Source organism: Pseudosulfitobacter pseudonitzschiae (genome assembly GCF_002222635.1).
Classification (GTDB): Bacteria; Pseudomonadota; Alphaproteobacteria; order Rhodobacterales; family Rhodobacteraceae; genus Pseudosulfitobacter; species Pseudosulfitobacter pseudonitzschiae_A.
In genome coordinates, this window is the sequence record NZ_CP022417.1 from 239111 (window position 1) to 260605 (window position 21495).

Sequence of the window (21495 nt, forward strand, 5' to 3'; positions counted from 1 at the left end):
ACCATTGTGAATTGACGAAACCGGTCATTGTTTTCGTGGGGGCCGTCTATCCAGGTCAATTCGGCGGGTTGTGTGATTATCTGCGCCAGACAGGCATGGCTGACAGCTTTTTTCTGACAACTGCGGGCCATATGGAACGCAATCGCGCGCGGGGCTCTCATATTTTGGGGTTCAAGCCGGATGGTAAGATCGTCGGTGATCAAAGCTATTACTATTCGGCCAAGGTCGAGCGTTCGGCGCGCATCTCGCGGGGTGTGCTTACAGCATTGCAGACCTTTCAGAAGCGCCGAAAAATTGATGTTGTGGTGGCCCATTCGCTTTGGGGCGCGCCGCATTTTTTGTACGATGAAGTTGACGCTGCGATTGTCAGCTACATAGAATTCCCCAGTTTCCGTGCGCATGGTTGGGATCCGGCCTATCCGCCGGATTTGTCGCAAAGGATGACCGATCGCAACGCCGAGATGCTGAATTTCCATCAGGCGCTGTGCAGCGATCTGGTGATCTGCCCAAGCCGCCATGCCAAACAGATGTTTCCCAAGGCGCTGCAATCCAACATCGAAGTTCAGTTGGAAGGGTTCGATTTTTCCGCGATGCCAGAGCCGGAGGTCGCACCATCCGTGCGTGCGTTCACCATCGGGTTTGCATCGCGTGATTTGTCGTCAGCCAAGGGGTTCGAAACCTTCATGCGGGTTGTCGACAAGCTGGTGGGGCAGGGCATTGATGCCAAATTTGTCGCCTTTGGTGGTGCCGGTGTGCCAACCTATGGTTATGAGGATCAAGCCGTTCAACGGGCCCATGATGGCAAGGTTGCGAACTTTCGTGACCACCTGATGTTGAAATATCCTCGCGCGGCCGAAGTCGTCGAATTCCCGGGCAAGCTGCCCTATGACGAATTTGCCAGACGGGTCGCTGAAGTCGACCTGTTTCACTATCCGTTGCAATACGGTGTCGCAAATTGGGGGCTGGTCGAGATTCTGGGACGGGGCGGGTGCGTACTTGCGCCCGACCGTGGCTATGCTGCGGAGCTGATTCAGAATGACATCAACGGACAACTGCTGTCCGATGATGATGACGCGTGGATAGCGGCAACACTGGAACTGCGGAATGATCCGGCCCGTCGTTTGCGCTATGGTCAGGCCGCCCGCGCAATGACGCGCCGCCAATACGATCTGTCAACGGTCGCGCCGCGCTATATGGGTTTGTTCAAACAGGCGATGATCAACCGCGCGGCGCGGACAAAGGGCAGCCCCCGCGAGGGGGATGTGCCCTAGAAACGGGTGCTGAGGCTTAAACCGAAAACCTGACGTTCATCCCCCGGCTGGTGTTCGATCGGTGTCGCCACATAAAGCGAGACGGGTGTTTTACCCACATCGAACACCACCGATAGGCCAAGGCTGCTGCGCCGCTGCCAGCTGTCGTCAATGGTGCCGCCAAGGGTATCATCCAGCCCCCAGCTTGCGCCCGTATCCAGAAAGATGCCCGCGTGGAACGGCGTGCGATACACTTCGCCAAAGTCACGCTGCAATTCGATAGAGGCCTTGACGAAAGTATTGCCGCCCAGTGCGTCTGTGCCATCACGGGGGCCGATGCCGCGCGGGGCGAACCCTCTGAACGTGTCAGCGCCGGGGTAGAAACGGTCGATTGCGCGGGTGGCATTGCCGCTGGTTCCGCTGACGGCTCCGGCATCAAAGCCGAACAGCAACCGCATGTTGCTGGCCAATGGAAACTGCATCTGCGTCTCGAGACGGGTGTCGCTGAGCGGGTCATCAGAGCCTATGTTCCAAAAATACTGATCAAGGCTGATGCGATAGCCGAACTGGTCCCAGTTTTCCTTGCCATCCTCGGCGGGTGCGATCTGTTCATGGCGCAGGCCCAGTCGCACGTAAGGTGCCGAAATTCCGTCAGTCTGTTCGAGCACCAACAAAGCACTGGCGGCGGGATCCAGATCATAAAGCCGGTGATCGCGGTAGCCGATCCCTGCCTCGAAGCGTGTTGATGGCGACAGTGCCCATCCAAGGTATGTTTCGGCACGAAGCGATTCGTGCGTATAGCTGCGGTCGTCATAGTCGTCGCGCCCGCCTGCCAGTTCAAAGCCCAGATCAAAATCGGTTTCAAATGCCTCGGTTCGAAAGAGGTTCAGGCTGTAGCGCTGCACTTCGGCACCGAATTCAAGATTGACCGCACCATAGGTCCGATCAAACAAGTTGTAGCGTTCGTAAGACAGGCTGCCGGTGACGCCATCCTGAGACACATAGGCCAGCGTTGCATCAATGCGTCCGGGGCGGGTGTCCAGCTCTTGCACATCAATGACCAGCGTGTCGCCTTCGCGAAACAGGGACACCGTTTCGAACACGCCGGTGGACATAAGGCAGTCTTCGATCGCGCGCAGTTCAAGGTCGATATATTCGATCCCCGCTTCGGCGCCACAGGTCATTTGGATGTCTTGTTCGGGGATGAATTGTGCGCCGCGCACTTCGATTGCGTTGACCATCTGTGACAGGGCGGGCGTGCCAGCGGCCAGTGCGATTCCACAGGCCGCAGGTATCAAAAGGGGCTTGGCTCGATCAAAGGCGCCGTGGCAGGCGGCGCCCAGTCGGTGTGGCAGTCTGGGCAAGGGGCAGTCTCTTTCTTGTTCAGTGCGTCGCTGCATCGGGGGCAGGCCAGCAGCGGCCCTGAACCCCGAACAGCTATTGTAGTCTAGCTTTGAGAAGGGGGCGAGTCAGATAGCTGAGTACAGACCGTTTTCCGCTTTCGATGTCGACTTGGGCGATCATGCCGGGGCGGATGGCAAACTGTTCGCCTTGGCGTTCCAGATAGCTGCGCTCGGTTTTCACCATGACGCGGTAGAAATCCTGCGGACCTTGGGGCGTGTCCTCTTCCACGGTGTCTTCCGAAATCTGGATGACAGTGCCGCGCAGATCGCCGTAGGTGGAGAAATCATAAGCGGTGATCTTGACGCTGGCGGGCATACCGGGGGCGATAAATGCCACATCGCGCGGCTGCACCTTGGTTTCGATGATCAGTTGGTCGTCGGTGGGCGTGATTTCCATAATCGGCTCACCCGGCTGCACAACGCCACCAAGTGTGGTGATGTCGATATTGTTCACGCGGCCCGATACAGGTGACCGGATTTCGGTGCGCTGAAACTCGTCTTGCTTCTGAATCAGATCTTGTTGGATCATCAGCAGTTTGGCCCGCCGTTGCGCCAGATCTTTATAGGAATCCTGAACATAGACGTTTCGGGTTTCGCTGATTTTGCCATCGATTTCGGCTTTTTTCTGTTCAAGCTGCAACAGGTTGATACGGCTGACCGACCCGCTTGCAGTCAGTGGGCGCGTGATGTCGATCTGTTCCTGAATTGCGGTCTGTTCCGCTTCCAAAGCGGACAGCGATGCCTCAAGCTTGGTGCGGCGCGCGTTGAACAGGCGCAGTTCGGTGACCTCGGCGGGGTTTGGATCGGCCCCAAAATCCAGTTCGGGCTTTTCCAGCACTTCGGCCTGAAGGCGTGCAACCTCTGCCGTCAGGGCGATGATTTCCGATTGCGCGGACAAAAAGGCGGATTGTGACCGCGTGGGGTCAAGCCGGGCAAGTATCTGGCCTTCTTCTACGATGTCGCCTTCGCTGACTTCCAGTTGCGACAGAATACCGCCCTCAAGGCTTTGGATGGTTTGCATCCGCCGCAAAGGGATCACGCGCCCGTCGCCCCGTGTGATTTCGTTGATCTGCGCCAGCGCGGCCCAAGTCACGGCGACGATAAGTGTCACGACGATGGTCTGAATGGTCAGCCTTGCCACCTTCAGAGTTTGCCTGCGGTAGCTGCCATCCATATGGCTGGATGTCATGGCATCCGCGCTGCTCATGTAACTGCTTTCACCGGACGGTTCTTGACCGAATTGGCGCGCGCCGAATTGAGGATTTGCAGTAGGTCGCCATCACGCGCGACGCGACCATCCTTTAGAACGATGGCGCGTTCGGTCAGCGCCAGCAGTTCGCGCTTGTGGGTCGAGATGACCGTGGTGCGACCGTCAAGCCAGTCTTTCATGTGGCTGATGACCTTGCTTTCCGTGATGTGGTCAAAGGCCGCTGTCGGTTCGTCCAGTAAAACCACCTTGGGGTCTTGCAGCAAAACCCGCGCCAAGCCGATCGACTGGCGTTGACCGCCCGAAACATTGGCGTTGCCCTGCAATTGCAGATCAAGACCGCGCACGTGTCTGCGCACGAAGGTGCCGAGTCCGACGGCGTCCAGCGCCTCTAGCAATTCCTCATCGCTATGCAGCCCGTGATCCAGCAAAAGATTGTCGCGCAATGTTCCCTGAAACAGGGCAACGCTTTGCGGCAAATAGCCGATCTGGCGGCGTCGGTCGATTGGGTCGATCTGGGACAATGAAAGACTGTCGACCAGTACGCTGCCTGATTGCGGGTCCGTCAGTCCGGCCATCAACCGCAGCAGGGTGGATTTGCCCGCACCATTACCGCCCAGCAATGCAATGCGTTCGCCCGCTTCGATGGTAAGTTCGGGGATTGAGATGATGGGGGGCGCTTCGGGGTCGTGGCGAAACACCACATCATCGAGTTTGTAGCCGCCTGCGATGGAAGGCGCGCGCACAAAATGCCGGTCGCTGGGGCGTTCGACGGGCAGAGCCATGATTTCGTCCAACCCTTCCATCGCCGCGCGCACCTGCTGCCACCGCGCAAGTAATCCTGCAACCTGACCCATCGGGGACATGGTGCGGCTTGACAACAGCGTGCAGGCAATCAGGCTGCCAACGGTCAGTTCGCCCGCGCTGATCAGATAGACACCCGCGATGATCACACCGGCATAGGCCAGCTTTTGAATCGTGCTGACCAACTGGGTCATGACGTTGGTGATGCTGCGCGTTTTGATTGCGGTGGTGGCCATAGTTGCCGACAGTTGTGCATGGGCCCGTTGAAGCCGTCCTTCGGCGCGCGATGCCTTGACCGTTTCAAGGTTCGAGATGGTTTCCAGAAGCAGCCCGTTCAGCGCCGCTGCCTCGCGTGTGTTTTCGCGAGAGGCGCGCGCCAGTTTCTTTTGCATCAAGATACCGGGCAGGATCGTCGCGATGACGCCCGCCAGCACCACAAATGCGATAGGGCCACCAATAAACCAGATCACACCCACAAAGATCAGAACAAAGGGCAAGTCGCAGATTGCAGTCACCGTGCCAGAGGTGAAAAATTCGCGCACTGTTGCGAAATCGCGCACTTGATTGGCAAACACACCCGTCGAAGCCGGTTGGTGTTTCAGCCGCATGTTCGCCACCTTGTCGAACAGTTGCGCCGACAACCGCAAGTCAAGGTCGCGACCAGACACGTCGACCAACGTTGCACGCATCAACCGCAGGGCCAGTTCTAGAAGAATGGCAATGCCGACCCCGCTGGCGAGAATCCAGAGCGTGTCGAAGGCGTTGCTTGGCACGACGCGGTCATAAACCTGCATCGAAAAAATCGCGGTGGCGACAGCCAGTGTGTTGGCGGCAAACGACGCCAAGATGACGTCACGGTAAATAACCCAGTTGCCAAGCACCGGACCAAGGATCCAGTGGCGCCTGTCTTTGCTTTTCGCGTCCAGCCTGTCAGAGACGATGTCAATCGGCTTGGACACGAGAATGCGCCCGTCGTGCAGCGTTTCCAGTTCTTCCAGCGACCAAAGGCTGCGCCCCCCACCAGATTCTGGCATGATAACGCTGGCCTGAGTGCTGGTCATGCTTTCCAGAACAACGGTGCGCCCATTGTTCAGGAACAATAGCGCGGGCAGGCCGTGGTCAGGGAAGTCTTTAAGAGACTCGTGGCTGATCCGGCAGCTCATGTTGACCCGACGCAAGGCCAGCGTTGCAAGGCTTTCGCTTGTTTTGCCGCCTTCGGTTTTGGGAAGGCCGTCCATCATCTGGCTGGCCGAGGTCGCAACGCCCTGCACACGACACAGTTCGACGAGGCCTTCAATGAGCGGGTCTGAGGGTGCTGCGTCTTTCATGCAAATTTCCAGTTTCTTGTGCAGGTCATTTATTGCGTTGTGGATGCGGAAATAATCAGCGTGCCCAACACGCCCAGATCATGCGCAGCCCGGTATTCAGTTCGCTTGCGTTCGTCGTATGTGTCGATCTTGTCGATTTGCGAGTCGTAGAGGTCACGGCCCGTAGTCAGCAAGTCGAGCAACTCGCGCTGGCCTCCGATAAATTGCTGTTCGTAATTGTCCAGAACCCGCTGTGCTTCGGTCAGCTGCTGGTTGCGCGAGCGTTCGGTGGTGCGCAAAATGGTTATTTGCTGGCGGGCGCTTGATGCTGTGTTGATCAAATCCCGTTCGACAGACCCCAACGTGGATTTGGCTGCCTGCAAGTTCAGTTCGGCGGATTGCACATTGCGCCGGCCCAGCCCGCTTGAGCTGAGGTCCACACCGGTCGAAATGCCGACCGCTGTGCGGCTTCTGCCGCCATTCAGATCGGCACGGCCCTGCGCCTGCAATTTAATGGTGGGCAGGCGTGATGCTTTGGCTGTTTCTACGCCTGCTGCCGCTTCGTCAGCGGCTGCGCGCGCAGCGATATATGTGGGAGCGATGCGCACGGAAGACCGGATTTTTTCGGGCTGCGCATAGCGGCTGGCAAAGCCCAGCTCGGGGGGAGACTGGACCCCGCCGACCTGACGTCCAACCAGAAATTCAATCTGGGACAACGCGATGCTGCGGTTGGCGATCAACTGGGCCAGTTGGTCTTCGGCGCGCGCGATCTCAAGCCGCGCACGCGCAACTTCGCCGTTGTCGCTGATGCCGGCGCTGGAACGATCCTGTGCCTGACCTGCAATTCTGCGGGCAAAGGTCGTATAGGCCCGCGTTCGCGAAATCTTGAGGTCGATGGTTTCGATGTCGATAAAAAATTCGGCAACCTGCAAAGACAGCCCTTCGACAGCCATCTTCAGGTCGGACACAGCCTGTACGCGCACTTGCGAGGCGGCGTTGATCTTGCTGCGGATCAGACCCCAGTCGTACAACACCTGCGATACAGTCAGTGTGATCCCCGGACCGTTTGAATCCGTTGTGGAACTGTCACCCGAGATGCTGATGCTGGGATAATAGCCATCCCGTGCCGCCTGAATGTCGATCGAACGGCTTGCAACCGTCTGCCGAAGAGCACCGATGTTTCCGTCCCGCTCGGTTGCCTGAAGCACTGCCGATTGCAGTGATATCTGGGCGGCAGCGGGCAGGGCCAGGACCAACGCCAACATCAACGCGGCCAAAGGGGCAATCTTGCCGCCAATGCGCGATGATTGTTCGGTCAGTCCGGGTCGGGGCAGTGCGATCATCAAATGACCTCCATTATCAGATCTTCAAGCAGCGAATCCTGCAGGTCGGGAACGGGCAACAGGTTAGGGTCGGGCGAATCTGAATCAAGGAAACCAGAGATTTCAGGCATTTTAGTGGCATTAGCATCATCAACACCGAAAGAAGATTCCTCGGCTTGTTCATCCGAAGACTCGGCCGTGCTGGCTTCGAATTCAGATGGATGCAGGTTTGCGTCCTCCGGCCCTGTCAACGCCTCTATTTCCAGCGCGAGATCTGTTTGTGTTTCAGATTGTGTCTCGGTTGTGGCAGCAGCAGGGGCAGGGTCACTGTCATCCTCGGACAAAAAACCGATGCCGCTGCCCAAAGACAGGCCCGCCCCTGCGATCAAGGCTGTATCGCCCCAGTCGCTTGTATCGCGCGGTTCAGTACCACCGGCGCTGATATCTTCCGCGTTTGCGGGCCCAATACCTTGGGCCGGCTGCATGGCCGCAGTAAGTTCTGTGTCTTGTGGCATGTCGGGTTCCGGCCCCAAAAGACCGGTCAGAACCGGGGCTCCGCTGGCCGACAAAAGACGGCTGAAATCGCCCTCTGGCCCGATAACAAAGAAGTTTTCAATGGTCAGCGTTTCGCCATTTGACAGGCGCACGACAAGATCCGCTCCAACCTTGTCAGTGGCAAGAATCGCAGCGTTGACCGACACATCCGTTGGCTCTTCGAGCACACGTCGGGTTATCACACGCGCATTGCTTGTTCGATCTCCGCCCTTGGCCTGTGTGGTTGCTCCAGTAGTCACTGGTGTCTCACTCAAATAGTTGCACTCTTACCGGCTTGTGTCCCCACCCTGACACTTCCACTCCGTCTTAAGAGTATAAACATATCTTTTGGCGGTGTGTTGGACCTCCTTCGACTTTTAATAGGTTGTTAATCTTTTTCAAGTAGGAGTTAAGGTTTAGGTTGAAATTTAGTGCGCGCAAAAAGCACGTTATTTTTTGATAATCACGTATTTTCAATAAGTTAGTTTGGATTGGTGCGGTATCAGGAAATATGAGGCCTAATTTCTGAACACTTTTAGGTTGTTAACGGTGCCGCGTTTAGACGGCATCGTTATCAGTTGTGCCGTCAAGCAGCCCATCCAGCAGAGAACCTTCGCCGTTGCCGGCTTGGTCGAACAAGATGTTCATTGCATCTTCGACCGCATCGTCAACGATCAGACCGCCTTCAGAATTTTCAGAAAGCGCGTCTTCGCTGCCCAGCGTCTCTGGGTTCAGCAGATCATTGAACGTATTCGCTTCGCCCAGCAGATCTTCGACGCCACCGGCAAGAATGCTGTTCAGCAGGCCGTCAATTTCCGGATCCGAGGTAGTGTCTTCGTCTGCGGACGAAAGCTCGAGCAGTCCTTGATCGACAAGCGTTCCGGTCAGGCTGGCGCCGCCGCTAAGGCCAGCGAAAAGATCATCGGCGCCAACGTCCGTATCGGAAACGTCCAGTCCAAAGATGTCATCTTCACCCAGCAGGCCACCAAAGACAGAAGTCTCTACAGCGTCCAGGCCGGAGTCTTCCGAACCAAGCAGATCCAGTACGCCATCTTCCCCGATCAATGTATCGAGAAATCCGTCGTCGCCGCTCAGCAGGCCATCATCGCCAGCCAAAGTCTCTGTGAGAGCTTGGACCGCATCAGCCCCCGCAAGAACGGTGCCGGTCACGGCTGCAACGCCGCCTGTAACGGTTTCGGTCGCTGTGTCTGTTACGGTTTCTACTGTGTCCGTCACTGTGTCGGTTACAGTTTCGACGGTATCTGTAACTGTATCGGTAACGGTTTCAACAGTGTCTGTGACGATCGGAATTGCTTCGCTAACAACTTCTGCTGGCTCGCTGTTTGACAGGCCACCCAGCAATCCGCTAACTAGACCGTCTTCGCCAAGCAGCAATCCGCCAACGATCCCATCTTCACCCAGCACGGTGTCTAGGACGGAATCAACAACTCCATCCTCGCCCAGAACCGTATCCACGACGGTGTCTACGACGCCATCTTCGCCCAGCACGGTATCTACTACAGTGTCTACGATCCCATCCTCACCGAGCACGGTATCCAAAACGGTGTCGATGATCCCGTCTTCACCCAGCACGGCATCCAGCACGGTGTCGATGACACCGTCCTCACCCAATACAGTGTCCAAAAGCCCGTCTTCGCCGCCGATCAAGTCGGTGACCGGAGCGAGCGGGTTTGTAGTGGGCAAGACTCCAGCGTCAGTAGGCTGCGCGCCTGAGGGGGTCGGCGTTCCCGTCCCTTCAGGCTTCACAATCGGCTTGAAAAAAGGCTGGTTGTCTTGTGACCCATGCAGAGGGGCAGCGCCAAGACTCGCCATTTCCGGCTGGGCATCTTCATCGGAAGTTGCGGCTGGGTCAGTTTCTGAAGCTGTGTCGTCTGGTACTTGCGTCGCGCCATTGGCAGCATCTTGCGAAGCTTCTGCGGCAAGCTGGTCCAGTGCAGACGTATTCTGATCTGTGGCGTCCGAAGTTTGAGGTGTGGTGTCGCTTTCGGGCAGAGTTTCGGCAAACGCTTGCATGCCATCGGGCGACGCGCTTTGCAGGGCAAGGCCCATACCGATTGCAGTTGCAGTCGCAGAAACACCGTTCAGGCGCACGCCTTTGCCATCCATTTCCTGAATGGCGCGGCCCGGCAAGCTCAGGCTTACGGCCTGATCACCAGTAACCTGACGCACCTGCGTGCCGCTGAGGTCTTGACGCTTGCCCACTTAGGCAACTCCATTTTAGCGTGCGCTATGCACAACCGAATCTTTGAACTATGAAAAACGTCTCTGCTTGGAAATATCCGAGCAACAGGCCGTCTTCAAACTCGCTACGGTACATATAGGACGCTTTCGAGCAAATCCATACTTAAGCTTTAACTTAGATACTATAGTATGCGCGACTGTGTCCGTGGCGCAAGTGTGAAGTGAAATTCCTTGCTGTCAGTTGGTTTTATCAGGTTTAATTGCATACCAAAGTATGTAGTTTTGAGGGCTGTGAAGGTCTTGCACAGCCATCCAGCCAGTTTTGATGTGCCGGGTGTGCTCTGGAAGAGACGTTTTGTTGCGAATCCCTGTCTGCCGGAACGCCAGCGAATTCTCCATCGCGCATCGCAACAATCAGGTTGTCCTCCGTCAAAAGTGAAAACAGTCTGCGGGGTGGGCAAGCATAACTTTTTGCCGTGGTGGGGTCGCGCCGCATTGCTGCCTTATGCGGGGTCCGAAAGCACCGAATAATGACTTTATAAAGACCGTGGCGCACAGCCCAGATTCTCGCAGTCATTTTTCAACTCGACAGGTTGGGCGATTTGGTTGCAACCATAGGTCTCATCACGTTGGTAGAATTTGAAATTCTTGAGTTTATCGGTCCCTTGATCTTGTGACTTTTGGTTTTTAATCCATAATTGGTGGACCAAAAAATATCGTTGGGTTGGGGAAATCTGTGTCACTCTTCTTTATCGTCGCTTTGCCGTTCTTGGGCGCGTTGCTGCCGGGTGTGATGAACGCGACCGGGCGGTCCTCAACGGCAGGGGTGACCTTTACAGTGTCCTTGGCGGCCTTTGTCGGCCTTCTGACCAACCTGCCTGCCATTCTTGCGGGTGACGTCGTAACGGCGCGGGTCGACTGGATGCCATTGTTGGGCCTCAACTTTTCGCTGATGCTGGACGGGCTGGGCTTTTTCTTTGCGCTGCTGATCCTTGGCATCGGTCTGTTGATCATTGCCTATGCGCGCCACTACCTCAGCCGTGATGACAATATGGGGCAGTTCTATACCTATCTCTTGCTCTTTCAGGGCGCGATGGTTGGCATTGTTCTCAGCGACAACATCCTGCTTTTGCTGGTGTTTTGGGAACTTACTTCGCTGTCTTCTTTCCTGCTTATCGGATTCTGGAAGCACCTTCCCGAAGGACGGCAGGGTGCGCGGATGGCTTTGGCGGTGACCGGAATGGGCGGTCTTGCGTTGATTGGTGGGATGCTGATCCTTGGGCAGATCGTGGGCAGCTATGATCTGAGTGTTATTCTGCAAAACCGCGATCTGATTCAGGCTGATCCGCTCTATGTGCCCGCGCTGATCCTGATCCTGCTGGGCGCTTTCACCAAGTCGGCGCAATTCCCGTTTCATTTCTGGTTGCCGCACGCAATGGCCGCGCCCACGCCTGTGTCCGCCTATCTGCATTCTGCCACGATGGTAAAGGCTGGCATCTTTTTGATGGCACGCATGTGGCCGGTGCTGTCCGGCTCACCCGAGTGGTTCATGATTGTTACCACTGCAGGGCTGATCACGATGGTACTGGGTGCCGTGATCGCGTTGTTCAAACATGACCTGAAGGCGCTGCTGGCGTTTTCGACTGTCAGTCACTTGGGCTTGATCACCATGTTGTTGGGTACGGGCACGGCCTTTGGCGCGATGGCGGCTGTGTTTCACATCCTCAACCACGCGACGTTCAAGGCGGCGTTGTTCATGTCGGCAGGGATTATCGACCACGAGGCGCACACACGCGACATCCGACGGTTGGGCGGGTTGCGCACATTGATGCCTGTGACCTTTGGTATTGCCAGTTTGGCGGCCTTGTCCATGGCGGGCATTCCGTTGCTGAACGGATTTCTGTCCAAGGAAATGATGCTGGAAGAGGCCGGTCATACGGTGCTGTTCAACTCTCCCTTACTGGTGCCGGTACTGGCGGTCGCGGGATCGTTGTTTTCCGCCGCCTATTGTTTTCGCCTGATCGGGCATGTGTTCTTTGGGCCGGTGCGCAGCGACTATCCGTCCAAGCCGCATGATCCGGGTGCGGGGCTGTGGTTGCCGCCTGCTATCCTTGTTGTTCTGGTTGTCGCTATCGGCGTTGCGCCGTTTCTTGCAGAACCGTTTGTCAAACTGGTCACCGCATCGGTTTTGGGTGACGCCGCTGTGGTGCCGGACGTCCATTTCAAGATTTGGCACGGGTTGGTGCCTGCGCTTTACATGTCGGTCATTGCTGTCGTGGGCGGTTTGCTGATGCTGGCCATCTTTAACCCCGCGCTGCGCCTGTGGGACACCACTCCGCGCCCCGAAGCCAAAGTCATCTTCGAAGGCGTGATCGAGGCTGCGGCCCGTATTGCCCGCGGGTTGATCTTTCCCCTGCACAACGGTTCTTTCACGCGCTACGCGACCATTGCTACTGTGGTTATTGTCGCAACCGGTTACCACGCATGGACGACGGGCGTTGTTGGTGCTGCGACCCGCGCGGTACAAGACACCGCGATCGTGCCTGTCATAGGCTGGCTGATGTTGGTGGCCGCGACCGCAGGTATGGTCTTGCTGCACCGCAACCGGCTGCTGTCTTTGATCCTGATTGGCATTGTCGGGCTTATGGTGTCGATCGGGTTTGTGTTCTTCAGCGCGCCGGATCTGGCTATGACCCAATTTACGGTCGAAGTGGTCACGATCATTCTGATGCTGCTGGCGCTTAACTTTCTGCCCAACAGAACCCCGATTGAAAGCACGGTGTTCCGCCGTGTACGCGACATCGGTGTTGCCGTGATTGGCGGTCTTGCGACGTTCGCACTGTCCTATCACTTTATGCTGCGCGATGCGATTGCGGCTCCCATCTCCGAATTCCACCTTGCCAATTCCTATAAGGGGGGTGGCGGTACGAATGTGGTCAACGTGATTTTGGTCGACTTCCGTGGCTTTGATACCTACGGCGAGATCATCGTGTTGGGCATTGCGGCATTGCTGATCTATGCGCTGACAGAGGCATTGTTGGACGGGCCGGTGCGGGCGCGATTGCTGAACCGCAAACCGGATCAGCCCCGCGCAGGCGACAAACACCCGATGATGATGGTCGTCCTGACACGGGTCATTATGCCCATCGTCCTGATGGTGGGTTTCTATATCTTCCTGCGCGGGCACAACGAACCCGGCGGCGGGTTTATCGCGGGTCTGATCGTGTCGATTGGTGTTGTTATGCAGTATATGGCCAGCGGCTTTGGCTGGACGTCGGCGCGGCTGAGATACCCCTATCACGGGGTGATCGGGGCCGGTGTCCTGATCGCGGGGCTGACAGGCATTGGATCGTGGTTCGTAGGCAAACCGTTCCTGACCTCTGATTTCGCATATGTCCGTATTCCACCGTTCGAAAAATTCGAATTGGCCACCGCTGCCCTGTTCGATCTGGGTGTTTTCCTTGCTGTGGTTGGCGCTGTGATGCTGTCGCTTGAAAGCTTCTCGCGGCTTGCACGGCTTGCCGGTGCCCCCAGCGACGATCAACCGATGGACATCGACCCGTCACGGGACGACGATCCCGCGCCAGTATCAGGAAAGGAGGCCTAACATGGAACTGCTTGTTGCAACCGCCATTGGCATCCTGACCGCTGGGGGCCTCTACCTGACCCTGCGTCTTCGGACGTTCCCCGTGATCTTGGGCATCTCCTTGCTGACCTATGCGGTGAACGTCTTTTTGTTTGCCTCGGGTGGTCTGACCGTGGGCGCACCACCTATCCTGACTGACGGGGTCGAGACCTATACAGACCCGCTGCCACAGGCGCTGGTGCTGACGGCGATTGTGATCTCGTTCGGGATGACGGCTGTCGCGGTGATGATCGGCCTTGGAGCCTTTCTTGGCTCTGACGATGACCATGTGGATGATCAGCCAGAAGATGACAGCGATCGTTCGGAGGGCACAACATGAGCCATTGGATCGCGGCCCCGATTATTCTGCCTGCCTTTGTCGCGCCCTTCATTGTGCTTGCGGCCCGCTATCATATTGGTGTTCAGCGCGTCCTGTCGGTGGCTGGTGTTTTTGCGTTGATTGCAGTTGCCTGCGGGCTGGCTGTCCAAGCCTCTGACGGCACCATTACGTTGTATCAGATGGGCGACTGGGCCGCGCCGTTCGGCATTGTTCTGGTCGCGGATCGTCTTTCCACCACGATGGTTCTGCTGACGGCGGTGCTGGCGCTGTTTGTGCTGCTCTATGCCATCGGGTCCGGCTGGGACAACCGTGGGCGACATTTCCATGCGCTCTTCCAGTTCCAGCTGATGGGAATTATGGGCGCGTTCCTGACGGGCGATCTTTTCAACCTGTTTGTGTTCTTCGAAGTGCTTTTGATCGCGTCCTACGGGTTGATGATCCACGCGGGCGGGACTGCGCGCCTGAAGGCCGGTGTGCAGTATGTGCTGTTCAACCTTATCGGGTCGACGCTGTTTCTGTTCGCACTCGGGTCGATTTATGCCGAAACAGGTACGCTGAACATGGCGGATCTGGCCAATCGCGTGACGCTGTTCGGCGCTGAAGGAACAGTTGGCATTCGTGTCGCTGCGGTCCTTTTGCTGCTGGTCTTTGCGATCAAGGCTGCGGTGGTGCCGCTGCACTTCTGGCTGCCGTCCAGCTATGCCGAGGCGCCAGCACCCGTGGCGGCCCTGTTCGCAATCATGACCAAGGTGGGAGCCTATGCCATCATCCGCGTCTATACGATGATCTTTCCGCCAGATCTGGATGCAACCGCCGGTCTCTATCAACTCTGGTTGATGCCTGCGGCGTTGCTTTCTCTGGCCATTGGGATGATCGGCGTGCTTGCCGCGAAAAAGCTGGACCGGCTGGTTGCGTTTTCGATCATTGGTTCGATGGGTATGGTGATGATTTCGATTGCGCTGTTCACACCGGCGGGCATATCGGCGGCACTGTATTACATCGTGCATTCCACATTGGCCGGTGCCGCGCTTTTCCTGATCTCCGATCTGGTGCGCACGGGCCGCAGAGACCTGAACCTGACCCCCCAACCGGCCATCGCGGGCAATGCGCTGACAGCCGCCCTGTTTTTCGCCGGAGCGATTGCCATGGTCGGATTGCCGCCACTGTCGGGCTTTTTGGGGAAACTTCTGGTTTTGGATGCGTCTTATGACAGCAATCTGATGGGCTGGATCTGGCTTGTTGTGCTGAGCGCAAGCCTTGTCAGTATTGTGGGGTTCGCGCGCGCAGGCAGTGTCGTGTTCTGGAAAGCGCACAGTGTCCAGACAGAGGAAGATGCAGAAGCCGTGCAAGCACCTGCGGCGTTGTCCTATGCTGCTGTTGGTGGGCTGATCGCACTGTTGTTGGCGCACACTGTTTTTGCAGGGCCTGTTCACAGCTATACCACGCGGATTGCCGCGCAGTTGTTCGACCCTATGCCCTATATCTCGATGGTGGTGGACACGCCCGGCAAATTGAGCAAACCGACGGAAGGGGATCACTAACATGGCACGCGCATATCGCTGGCTTTTCCCGCACCCCTTCCTGACCCTGCTGCTTGCTGTGGTCTGGACACTTTTGCAGAACGATCTGTCTTCAGGGATGGTTGTCTTTGGTATTATCCTCGGGATCATCATTCCGCGTATGACATCAATCTGGTGGCCCGATACGCCTCAGGGGTTCCGGCTGGGCAAGCTGTTCAACTATTGTCTGGTGGTGATGTGGGATATTCTGGTGGCCAATATTCAGGTCGCGTGGATTGTGCTGTCGGTTCCGAATTCCAAACTAAAGCCTGCATGGATTGCGGTGCCGCTGGATTTGCGCCATCCAGAGGCGATCACTATGCTGGCGGGCACCATCACGTTGACCCCCGGCACAGTGTCCGCCGATCTGTCCAGCGAGGGTCACAGCCTGCTTGTGCATGTTTTGCACACGGATGATCCTGACGCAGTTCTGCACGACATAAAGACCCGCTACGAGCAACGTCTGGAGGAGATATTCCAATGATCGCCGCGGCAGATCTTATTAATATTGCGTTGATCGTCGCTTTTGTGACGTTGGCCTTTGGACAAACCCTGTCGATGGTGCGGCTGGTGATCGGGCCGACGTCCGGTGACCGTATTCTGGCGCTGGATACAATGGTGATCAATGCGCTGGGGCTTGTTATCGTTTTGGGCGTCTATCAGGGCGTGCAGATATATTTCGAGGTGGCGCTGTTGATCGCAATGTTGGGCTTTGTTTCCACAGTCGCACTTGCGCGCTTTATCTTGCGGGGGGACATCATCGAATGAGCATTGAAACCGTTGGGACATACGCCGTCGCGCTGTTTTTGTTGATCGGGTCGGGCTTTGTGATGGTCGGGGTAATTGGACTGTTGAGGTTCAACAGCCCCATGACACGCCTGCATGCGCCCACAAAAGTTGGAACAATGGGAATTGGCGCTTTGTTGCTGGCCTCGATGGGCCACTCCTTTTTGCTTGGCGAAGGTTCGATGCACGAACTGCTTATCATGGCGTTTTTGTTCGTGACGGCCCCGATTTCGGCAAACTTCATCGCAAAAGTGAATATTCATCAACGGTCTTGCGACGCGCCGCCTGCACCTCCACAAGATGCCACATGGTCCACGCTGAACGTCCTGCCGGAAGACGCAGAAGTTGAAGCAGTAAACGAAAGCTGAGTCCCGTTTCTCTGGTATCTGGTGCGACGTATCTAACGTCAGTGCTCTAACGGTTGGTCGGGCTCGATCTGTCTGCGGCGGGTCAACTCGCGGGCAAGCAGCCATACACCAAGTGCCCATGCCGCACCCAGCATCCAGCCGGCCAGAACGTCGGATGGCCAATGCACACCAAGGTATACGCGACTGATGCCGACAAGCATCGTAAGCAAAGTGGCAACCAGTATATAGAACGCACGTACGCGGGGCTGATTTGCGGTTCGCGCCAGCATCACTGCAAGCGTCAGATAAGTCACAGCTGCCATCATCGAATGGCCCGAAGGAAACGAGGCTGTCGCGACTTCGACGCCGTGGGGGACCAGATCGGGACGAGGGCGCGAAAAGCCGGCTTTCATCAGATGTGACAGACCCTGACCCCCGACGATGGCCACGCTTAGAAGCACCGCAGCGGCCCCTTGACGTTTCAGGACCAGAAAACCCAGAACCACCAGCGTGAGCAGGGTCAGAACCGTGACGCCGCCAAGTGCAGTAAGGTCGCGCATCGCCGTTTCCAACTGTTGCCCGCCGATGGGATTAGACGGATCACCCGACGTCCGCAGCGCCATAAGCACCCCTTCGTCAAAGGCGTGCAGGTCGCCCTCGATCATTTCGGATGCAAGCGCTACGAATGCCCAAATCGCCCCTGCGACGATCAGAATGGCCACCAGAGTGATGGTTTCGACCTTGCGGAACAGCTCGGCGAGGGCGGTGGGCAATTGCATGAAATCTCCTGGGGATGATCTGTGCGTGGCGAGGTTCAGTAACGTTGCCTTTTGGCGCAAACCCAAAGAGGCGTCAGCGCAAAAGAACAATTGGTTGGTACCGCTTATCGCCGCTTTGGTCGGGCTTGGCATCGGCATTGGCCTGTCGCAACTGGGCAGTTGATCACGCCTGCACGCGCGTATGCCTCAGATAATTTTGGCCAGCAGCCGCAGCAGTGTTTCTTTTTCGCGGTCGCGCAAGGGCGCAAGGGTTTCGTCGGTGACGCGGATCGCGGCCTCGACCGCTTCGTCGACCAGTTTGACCCCTCGTGGCGTCAGCGAAACAAGGTGGCGGCGGCGGTCTTGGGGATCGCGGCGGGTGGCCAGCAGATCGCGCGCGATCAGGCGGTCAACCACACCTTTGGTTGTGGCCCCGTCCATCGCAACCGAGCGTCCCAACAGGTTTTGCGACATCGGCCCGTCTTCGGCCAGCCGGTGCATGATCGAAAACTGCGTTGTGGTCAATTTACCCGGTACCAGATCAAGAAAGATCGTCGAATTGCGTTGATAGGCCTTGCGCAGCAAAAAGCCGATTTGCGCGTCTAGAACGTATCCGTGGTCTGCGCTGGTACGCGGCTTTATGGTTTCGCTCAACGGCCTCTCCTTGTCTCATTGTCTGCGCAAGTAGAGCGCGGGGCGCGCGGTGGCAAGACTGTTGGCCGGATCAGACCGACAGATAGGCATCGCGAATCTCGGGCTGCGCCTCGAGTTCGGCAAAACTGCCATCGAATTTCTTTTCGCCACCTTCGATGATAATGGCACGGTCCGCCACCGCGCGGGCAAAATGCAGGTTTTGTTCGGAAATCATCACAGTCAGTCCTTGGGCCTTCAGTTTGAGGATGGTTTCAGCCATTTGCTCGACGATCACGGGCGCGATGCCTTCTGACGGCTCGTCCAGCAGCAGCAGCAGCGGATTGCCCATCAGCGTGCGGGCGATGGTCAGCATTTGCTGTTCGCCCCCGGACATATGTTTACCACGATTGCCGCGGCGTTCGGCCAGGTTGGGGAAGATGTCGAACAGTTGTTCCACCGTCCAGACAGGGGCGCCATCACGGCGTGGCTGGCGACCGACTTCGAGGTTTTCCATGACAGTGAGGTCAGTGAATATCCGTCGGTCTTCGGGAACGTAGCCGATGCCAGCCTTGGCCACACGAAAGGCGGGCGCACCGACAAGGTCGGCGTCCTGAAACATTACGCGCCCTGTGCGCGGGCGGACCAGTTGCATCACTGATTTCATGGTGGTGGATTTGCCTGCACCATTGCGACCCAGCAGCGCCACAACCTCGCCCCTGCCCACGTTGAACGACAGGTCGTTCAGGATATGGGCCTTGCTATAATAGCTGTGAATGCCTTCGACGTTAAGCATCCTGTGCCTCCTTGAACAATGTACCGCCCCCCAGATAGACCTCTTGCACCTGCGGGTTGTTGCGCACTTGGGCGGCGCTGCCGTCGGCGATCAATTCGCCCCGGTTCAGCACCATGATATGATGCGCATGGGCAAAAACCACGTCCATATCGTGTTCGGTAAACAGTACAGAAACCCCCTGATCCTGTACAATATCTGCCACCAGTTGCATCAGCGCGATCCGCGCAGAAGGGGCCATGCCGGCGGTGGGCTCATCCATCAGCAACAGGCGGGGGCGATGTGTCAGCGCGATGGCCAGTTCCAACCGTTTCAGATCACCGTAGGCAAGGATCGAACAGGGGCGGTCGGCCTGATCTGCCATCGACACGGTTTCAAGAAACTCGAACGCCTCGTCGCGGTAGAGTTTCCATGCGCGGGGCAACACTGAGAACAGTTTGCGGTGGTGGCTGATCAGCGACATTTGGACGTTTTCGATCACGGTCATCGACTGATAAGTACCGGTGATCTGAAAGGTGCGCCCGACCCCCTTGCGCCAGATTTCGCGCGGACGCTGGCCAGTGACGTTTTCCCCGTCAAAGAACACCTGACCTGCGGTTGGTTTCAGTTGGCCCATCAGCATGTTGAAGCAGGTGGATTTGCCCGCTCCGTTCGGGCCGATCAGCGCCTTGAGTTCGCCTTGTTGTACGGCGAAGGACACGCCGTTGACCGCGAGAAACCCGTCGTAGCTTTTCTTGAGGTTTTCGACACGCAGGATATCGGTCATTTCACAGTCTCTTCGTTGTGGCCACGGAATTTCGCCCATCTGCTGCGCAAGGTGCCGACGATACCCTCGGGGGCGATGATGACCACGGCGATGATCACAAGACCCAGCAACAGACGCCAATACTCGAGGCGTGTCAGCCAGTCTTCGACGACAGTCATAAAGCCCGCGCCGACAACGCCGCCCGCAAGGGTTTTAACACCGCCAAGGAAGACAACGATCAGCGCGTCGAATGAGGCACCAATCTCAAGCTCGGTCGGGAAGACGGACCCTTTGGAAAAGACAAAGATGCCACCCGCCAGCCCAGCCATCACGCCTGCCATTGCAAAAGCAGCGTGCTGGACCCGTTTGACGTTGATCCCCATCGCCTCGGCCTGACGTGGGCTGTCGCGGCCCGCGCGCAGGGCATAGCCAAAGGGCGAGTGGATGATATGGCGCAGCACTAGGATGCCGCCGATCCCGAAGGCAAGCGTGAAGTAGTAAAACGGTGTGGTTTCGCCAAGCCAGCTTGAGGGCCAGATATTGACCAACCCGTCATCGCCGCCCGTCAGGTCACGCCATTGGTAGGCCATCGACCAGACCAGTTGCGAAAAGGCAAGGGTGAGCATGGCAAAGTAGACACCGCTGAGACGGATGCAGAACCATCCGATCCCCAGCGCCAGCAGACCTGCCGCAAAAGGAGCAAAGAGAAAGGCGATCTCCATCGGGGTTTCCAGATGATAGACCAGCAAAGCCGCCGCATAGGCCCCCCCGCCAAAGAACGCCGCGTGACCAAAGCTTACCAGCCCGCCGGTGCCGAGGATAAAGTGCAGCGACGCGGCGAACAGTGCAAACACCACCATGTCGATCAGCAAGATCAGCATAAAGCGGTCAGCAAAGAACGGCAGCACCACAAGCAGCAGCAACAGGCCTGCGACCATTGCCTGACCCAAGGGACCATAGGGCCGGATGGGTGTTTCCGGCGCACCGACCTGACCGTGTTCCCCAGCAACTTCTTCGCGACCAAGCAAGCCATAGGGGCGGATGATCAGGACGACGGCCATAACGACAAACATCAGCACCAGCGTGGATTGGGGCAAATAGGTGACACCAAAGACGTTCAGCACCGAGATCAGCACAGCAGCAATAAACGCACCGGGAAGCGACCCCATGCCGCCAATCACCACCACGACAAAGACCGCGCCGATAATGTTGAAATCCATCAACAGGTCGGCACCGCCCTTGGGCAATTGCAGCGCGCCGCCCCAGCCTGCCAGTGCCGACCCAAGGGCAAAGACGCCGGTGAACAGCCACGCTTGATTGACGCCAAGCGCACCGACCATCTCGCGGTCTTGGGTGGCGGCGCGGACCAGCACGCCAACCCGCGTCTTGGTGATCAGATACCACAGTGCAAAGAGGATAAACGGGGTGATGGCGATGATCACCAGATCGTATTTCGGCACCGGTTCGCCAAAGATGCGCCAGACGCCGCGCAGACCGGGGGCACGGGGGCCCATACGATCTTCGGCGCCCCAGATCATCAGGGCAAGGTCTTGTATCACAAGGATTACACCAAAGGTGGCGACCAGCTGGAACAGTTCGGGCGCGCGGTAGATCGGGCGCAGCACCACCATTTCGACAAAGGCGCCGATGGCACCTACGGCCAATCCGGTCAGCAAAATGGCGGCCCAGAACCCGACCGTGCCGGGCAGAACGTTCATAAGCGTAACGCCGATAAAGGCACCAAGCATGTAGAGCGAACCATGTGCAAAGTTTACGATGCGGGTGACGCCAAAGATCAGCGACAAGCCAGAAGCCACGAGAAAAAGCGAGGAGGCATTGGCGAGGCCGGTCAAAAATTGGGCAAAGAAAAAGGCCATGCGGAA

The 21495-nt window shown here is 57.3% G+C and carries 18 protein-coding genes and 1 pseudogene; 7 read left to right on the plus strand and 12 right to left on the minus strand.

What is annotated here, in order from left to right; genetic code table 11:
• Positions 1 to 11: 11 nt before the first annotated feature.
• Positions 12 to 1271, plus strand: coding sequence for a glycosyltransferase (locus SULPSESMR1_RS20680; RefSeq protein ID WP_205387997.1), 1260 nt, complete (start codon positions 12 to 14; stop codon positions 1269 to 1271).
• On the opposite strand, the gene SULPSESMR1_RS20685 is transcribed toward SULPSESMR1_RS20680, so the two are convergent.
• The 7 genes and pseudogenes from SULPSESMR1_RS20685 to SULPSESMR1_RS20710 form a co-directional block, all read right to left on the minus strand.
• Positions 1268 to 2614 carry a BamA/TamA family outer membrane protein gene (locus SULPSESMR1_RS20685; protein ID WP_240311389.1) on the minus strand — a complete coding sequence of 449 codons (1347 nt, stop codon included), beginning with the start codon at positions 2612 to 2614 and terminating at the stop codon, positions 1268 to 1270. The two genes, SULPSESMR1_RS20680 and SULPSESMR1_RS20685, sit on opposite strands and share 4 nt — an antisense overlap.
• A gap of 73 nt (positions 2615 to 2687) precedes the next feature.
• On the minus strand, positions 2688 to 3842 hold the full coding sequence (locus tag SULPSESMR1_RS20690) for an HlyD family efflux transporter periplasmic adaptor subunit (RefSeq protein ID WP_434223023.1): 1155 nt from the start codon (positions 3840 to 3842) through the stop codon (positions 2688 to 2690).
• A gap of 14 nt (positions 3843 to 3856) precedes the next feature.
• The gene (locus tag SULPSESMR1_RS20695; RefSeq protein ID WP_089422936.1) at positions 3857 to 5992 is read right to left on the minus strand and encodes a type I secretion system permease/ATPase; all 2136 of its coding nucleotides are present in this window, start codon (positions 5990 to 5992) and stop codon (positions 3857 to 3859) included.
• Between the two features lie 29 nt (positions 5993 to 6021).
• On the minus strand, positions 6022 to 7314 hold the full coding sequence (locus SULPSESMR1_RS20700) for a TolC family protein (RefSeq protein ID WP_240311390.1): 1293 nt from the start codon (positions 7312 to 7314) through the stop codon (positions 6022 to 6024).
• On the minus strand, positions 7314 to 7808 hold the full coding sequence (locus tag SULPSESMR1_RS20705) for a hypothetical protein (protein WP_157729075.1): 495 nt from the start codon (positions 7806 to 7808) through the stop codon (positions 7314 to 7316). Before SULPSESMR1_RS20705 ends, SULPSESMR1_RS20700 begins: the two co-directional genes overlap by 1 nt.
• A 66-nt stretch (positions 7809 to 7874) precedes the next feature.
• Positions 7875 to 8087 (minus strand): annotated as a pseudogene (locus SULPSESMR1_RS25965) (BapA/Bap/LapF family prefix-like domain-containing protein); the annotation flags it as partial.
• 298 nt (positions 8088 to 8385) lie between these two features.
• The gene (locus SULPSESMR1_RS20710) at positions 8386 to 10050 is read right to left on the minus strand and encodes a hypothetical protein (RefSeq protein WP_089422938.1); all 1665 of its coding nucleotides are present in this window, start codon (positions 10048 to 10050) and stop codon (positions 8386 to 8388) included.
• A 715-nt stretch (positions 10051 to 10765) separates the two neighbouring features.
• On the opposite strand from SULPSESMR1_RS20710, the gene SULPSESMR1_RS20715 reads away from it, so the two are divergent.
• The 6 genes from SULPSESMR1_RS20715 to mnhG are packed head-to-tail and all read left to right on the plus strand — an operon-like array spanning position 10766 to position 16707.
• Complete coding sequence (locus SULPSESMR1_RS20715) at positions 10766 to 13636, plus strand: monovalent cation/H+ antiporter subunit A (protein ID WP_089422939.1); 2871 nt, start codon at positions 10766 to 10768, stop codon at positions 13634 to 13636.
• A 1-nt stretch (position 13637) separates the two neighbouring features.
• Positions 13638 to 13994, plus strand: a complete 357-nt coding sequence (locus SULPSESMR1_RS20720) for a Na+/H+ antiporter subunit C (RefSeq protein ID WP_089422940.1) — start codon at positions 13638 to 13640, stop codon at positions 13992 to 13994.
• A complete protein-coding gene (locus SULPSESMR1_RS20725) occupies positions 13991 to 15535 on the plus strand; it encodes a monovalent cation/H+ antiporter subunit D (protein ID WP_089422941.1) in 1545 nt (514 codons plus the stop codon). Before SULPSESMR1_RS20720 ends, SULPSESMR1_RS20725 begins: the two co-directional genes overlap by 4 nt.
• Before the next feature lies 1 nt (position 15536).
• A complete protein-coding gene (locus SULPSESMR1_RS20730; RefSeq protein ID WP_089422942.1) occupies positions 15537 to 16037 on the plus strand; it encodes a Na+/H+ antiporter subunit E in 501 nt (166 codons plus the stop codon).
• Positions 16034 to 16321, plus strand: coding sequence for a K+/H+ antiporter subunit F (locus SULPSESMR1_RS20735; protein WP_089422943.1), 288 nt, complete (start codon positions 16034 to 16036; stop codon positions 16319 to 16321). Before SULPSESMR1_RS20730 ends, SULPSESMR1_RS20735 begins: the two co-directional genes overlap by 4 nt.
• A complete protein-coding gene (mnhG, locus tag SULPSESMR1_RS20740) occupies positions 16318 to 16707 on the plus strand; it encodes a monovalent cation/H(+) antiporter subunit G (protein ID WP_089422944.1) in 390 nt (129 codons plus the stop codon). Before SULPSESMR1_RS20735 ends, mnhG begins: the two co-directional genes overlap by 4 nt.
• 38 nt (positions 16708 to 16745) lie before the next feature.
• On the opposite strand, the gene SULPSESMR1_RS20745 is transcribed toward mnhG, so the two are convergent.
• The 5 genes from SULPSESMR1_RS20745 to SULPSESMR1_RS20765 all read right to left on the minus strand — a co-directional run bounded on the left by SULPSESMR1_RS20745 (position 16746) and on the right by SULPSESMR1_RS20765 (position 21489).
• Positions 16746 to 17465 (minus strand): phosphatase PAP2 family protein, encoded by a 720-nt coding sequence (locus SULPSESMR1_RS20745; RefSeq protein WP_205387998.1) that lies wholly within the window; start codon positions 17463 to 17465, stop codon positions 16746 to 16748.
• A 186-nt stretch (positions 17466 to 17651) separates the two neighbouring features.
• The gene (locus tag SULPSESMR1_RS20750; protein WP_089422945.1) at positions 17652 to 18098 is read right to left on the minus strand and encodes a MarR family winged helix-turn-helix transcriptional regulator; all 447 of its coding nucleotides are present in this window, start codon (positions 18096 to 18098) and stop codon (positions 17652 to 17654) included.
• Between the two features lie 70 nt (positions 18099 to 18168).
• Positions 18169 to 18870 carry an ABC transporter ATP-binding protein gene (locus SULPSESMR1_RS20755; RefSeq protein ID WP_089422946.1) on the minus strand — a complete coding sequence of 234 codons (702 nt, stop codon included), beginning with the start codon at positions 18868 to 18870 and terminating at the stop codon, positions 18169 to 18171.
• A complete protein-coding gene (locus tag SULPSESMR1_RS20760) occupies positions 18863 to 19633 on the minus strand; it encodes an ABC transporter ATP-binding protein (protein ID WP_089422947.1) in 771 nt (256 codons plus the stop codon). The genes SULPSESMR1_RS20755 and SULPSESMR1_RS20760 overlap by 8 nt, the downstream gene beginning before the upstream one ends.
• On the minus strand, positions 19630 to 21489 hold the full coding sequence (locus SULPSESMR1_RS20765) for an ABC transporter permease (protein ID WP_089422948.1): 1860 nt from the start codon (positions 21487 to 21489) through the stop codon (positions 19630 to 19632). The genes SULPSESMR1_RS20760 and SULPSESMR1_RS20765 overlap by 4 nt, the downstream gene beginning before the upstream one ends.
• Between the last annotated feature and the right edge of the window lie 6 nt (positions 21490 to 21495).

Excerpts from the sequence above, each read along its gene's own strand:
- SULPSESMR1_RS20755 (WP_089422946.1), bottom strand. The coding sequence starts at position 18,870 with ATGCTTAACGTCGAAGGCATTCACAGCTATTATAGCAAGGCCCATATC.
- SULPSESMR1_RS20745 (WP_205387998.1), bottom strand. The coding sequence starts at position 17,465 with ATGCAATTGCCCACCGCCCTCGCCGAGCTGTTCCGCAAGGTCGAAACC.
- SULPSESMR1_RS20720 (WP_089422940.1), top strand. The coding sequence starts at position 13,638 with ATGGAACTGCTTGTTGCAACCGCCATTGGCATCCTGACCGCTGGGGGC.
- SULPSESMR1_RS20765 (WP_089422948.1), bottom strand. The coding sequence starts at position 21,489 with ATGGCCTTTTTCTTTGCCCAATTTTTGACCGGCCTCGCCAATGCCTCC.
- SULPSESMR1_RS20700 (WP_240311390.1), bottom strand. The coding sequence starts at position 7,314 with ATGATCGCACTGCCCCGACCCGGACTGACCGAACAATCATCGCGCATT.
- SULPSESMR1_RS20690 (WP_434223023.1), bottom strand. The coding sequence starts at position 3,842 with ATGACATCCAGCCATATGGATGGCAGCTACCGCAGGCAAACTCTGAAG.
- SULPSESMR1_RS20760 (WP_089422947.1), bottom strand. The coding sequence starts at position 19,633 with ATGACCGATATCCTGCGTGTCGAAAACCTCAAGAAAAGCTACGACGGG.
- SULPSESMR1_RS20730 (WP_089422942.1), top strand. The coding sequence starts at position 15,537 with ATGGCACGCGCATATCGCTGGCTTTTCCCGCACCCCTTCCTGACCCTG.
- mnhG (WP_089422944.1), top strand. The coding sequence starts at position 16,318 with ATGAGCATTGAAACCGTTGGGACATACGCCGTCGCGCTGTTTTTGTTG.
- SULPSESMR1_RS20695 (WP_089422936.1), bottom strand. The coding sequence starts at position 5,992 with ATGAAAGACGCAGCACCCTCAGACCCGCTCATTGAAGGCCTCGTCGAA.
- SULPSESMR1_RS20725 (WP_089422941.1), top strand. The coding sequence starts at position 13,991 with ATGAGCCATTGGATCGCGGCCCCGATTATTCTGCCTGCCTTTGTCGCG.
- SULPSESMR1_RS20735 (WP_089422943.1), top strand. The coding sequence starts at position 16,034 with ATGATCGCCGCGGCAGATCTTATTAATATTGCGTTGATCGTCGCTTTT.
- SULPSESMR1_RS20705 (WP_157729075.1), bottom strand. The coding sequence starts at position 7,808 with ATGCCACAAGACACAGAACTTACTGCGGCCATGCAGCCGGCCCAAGGT.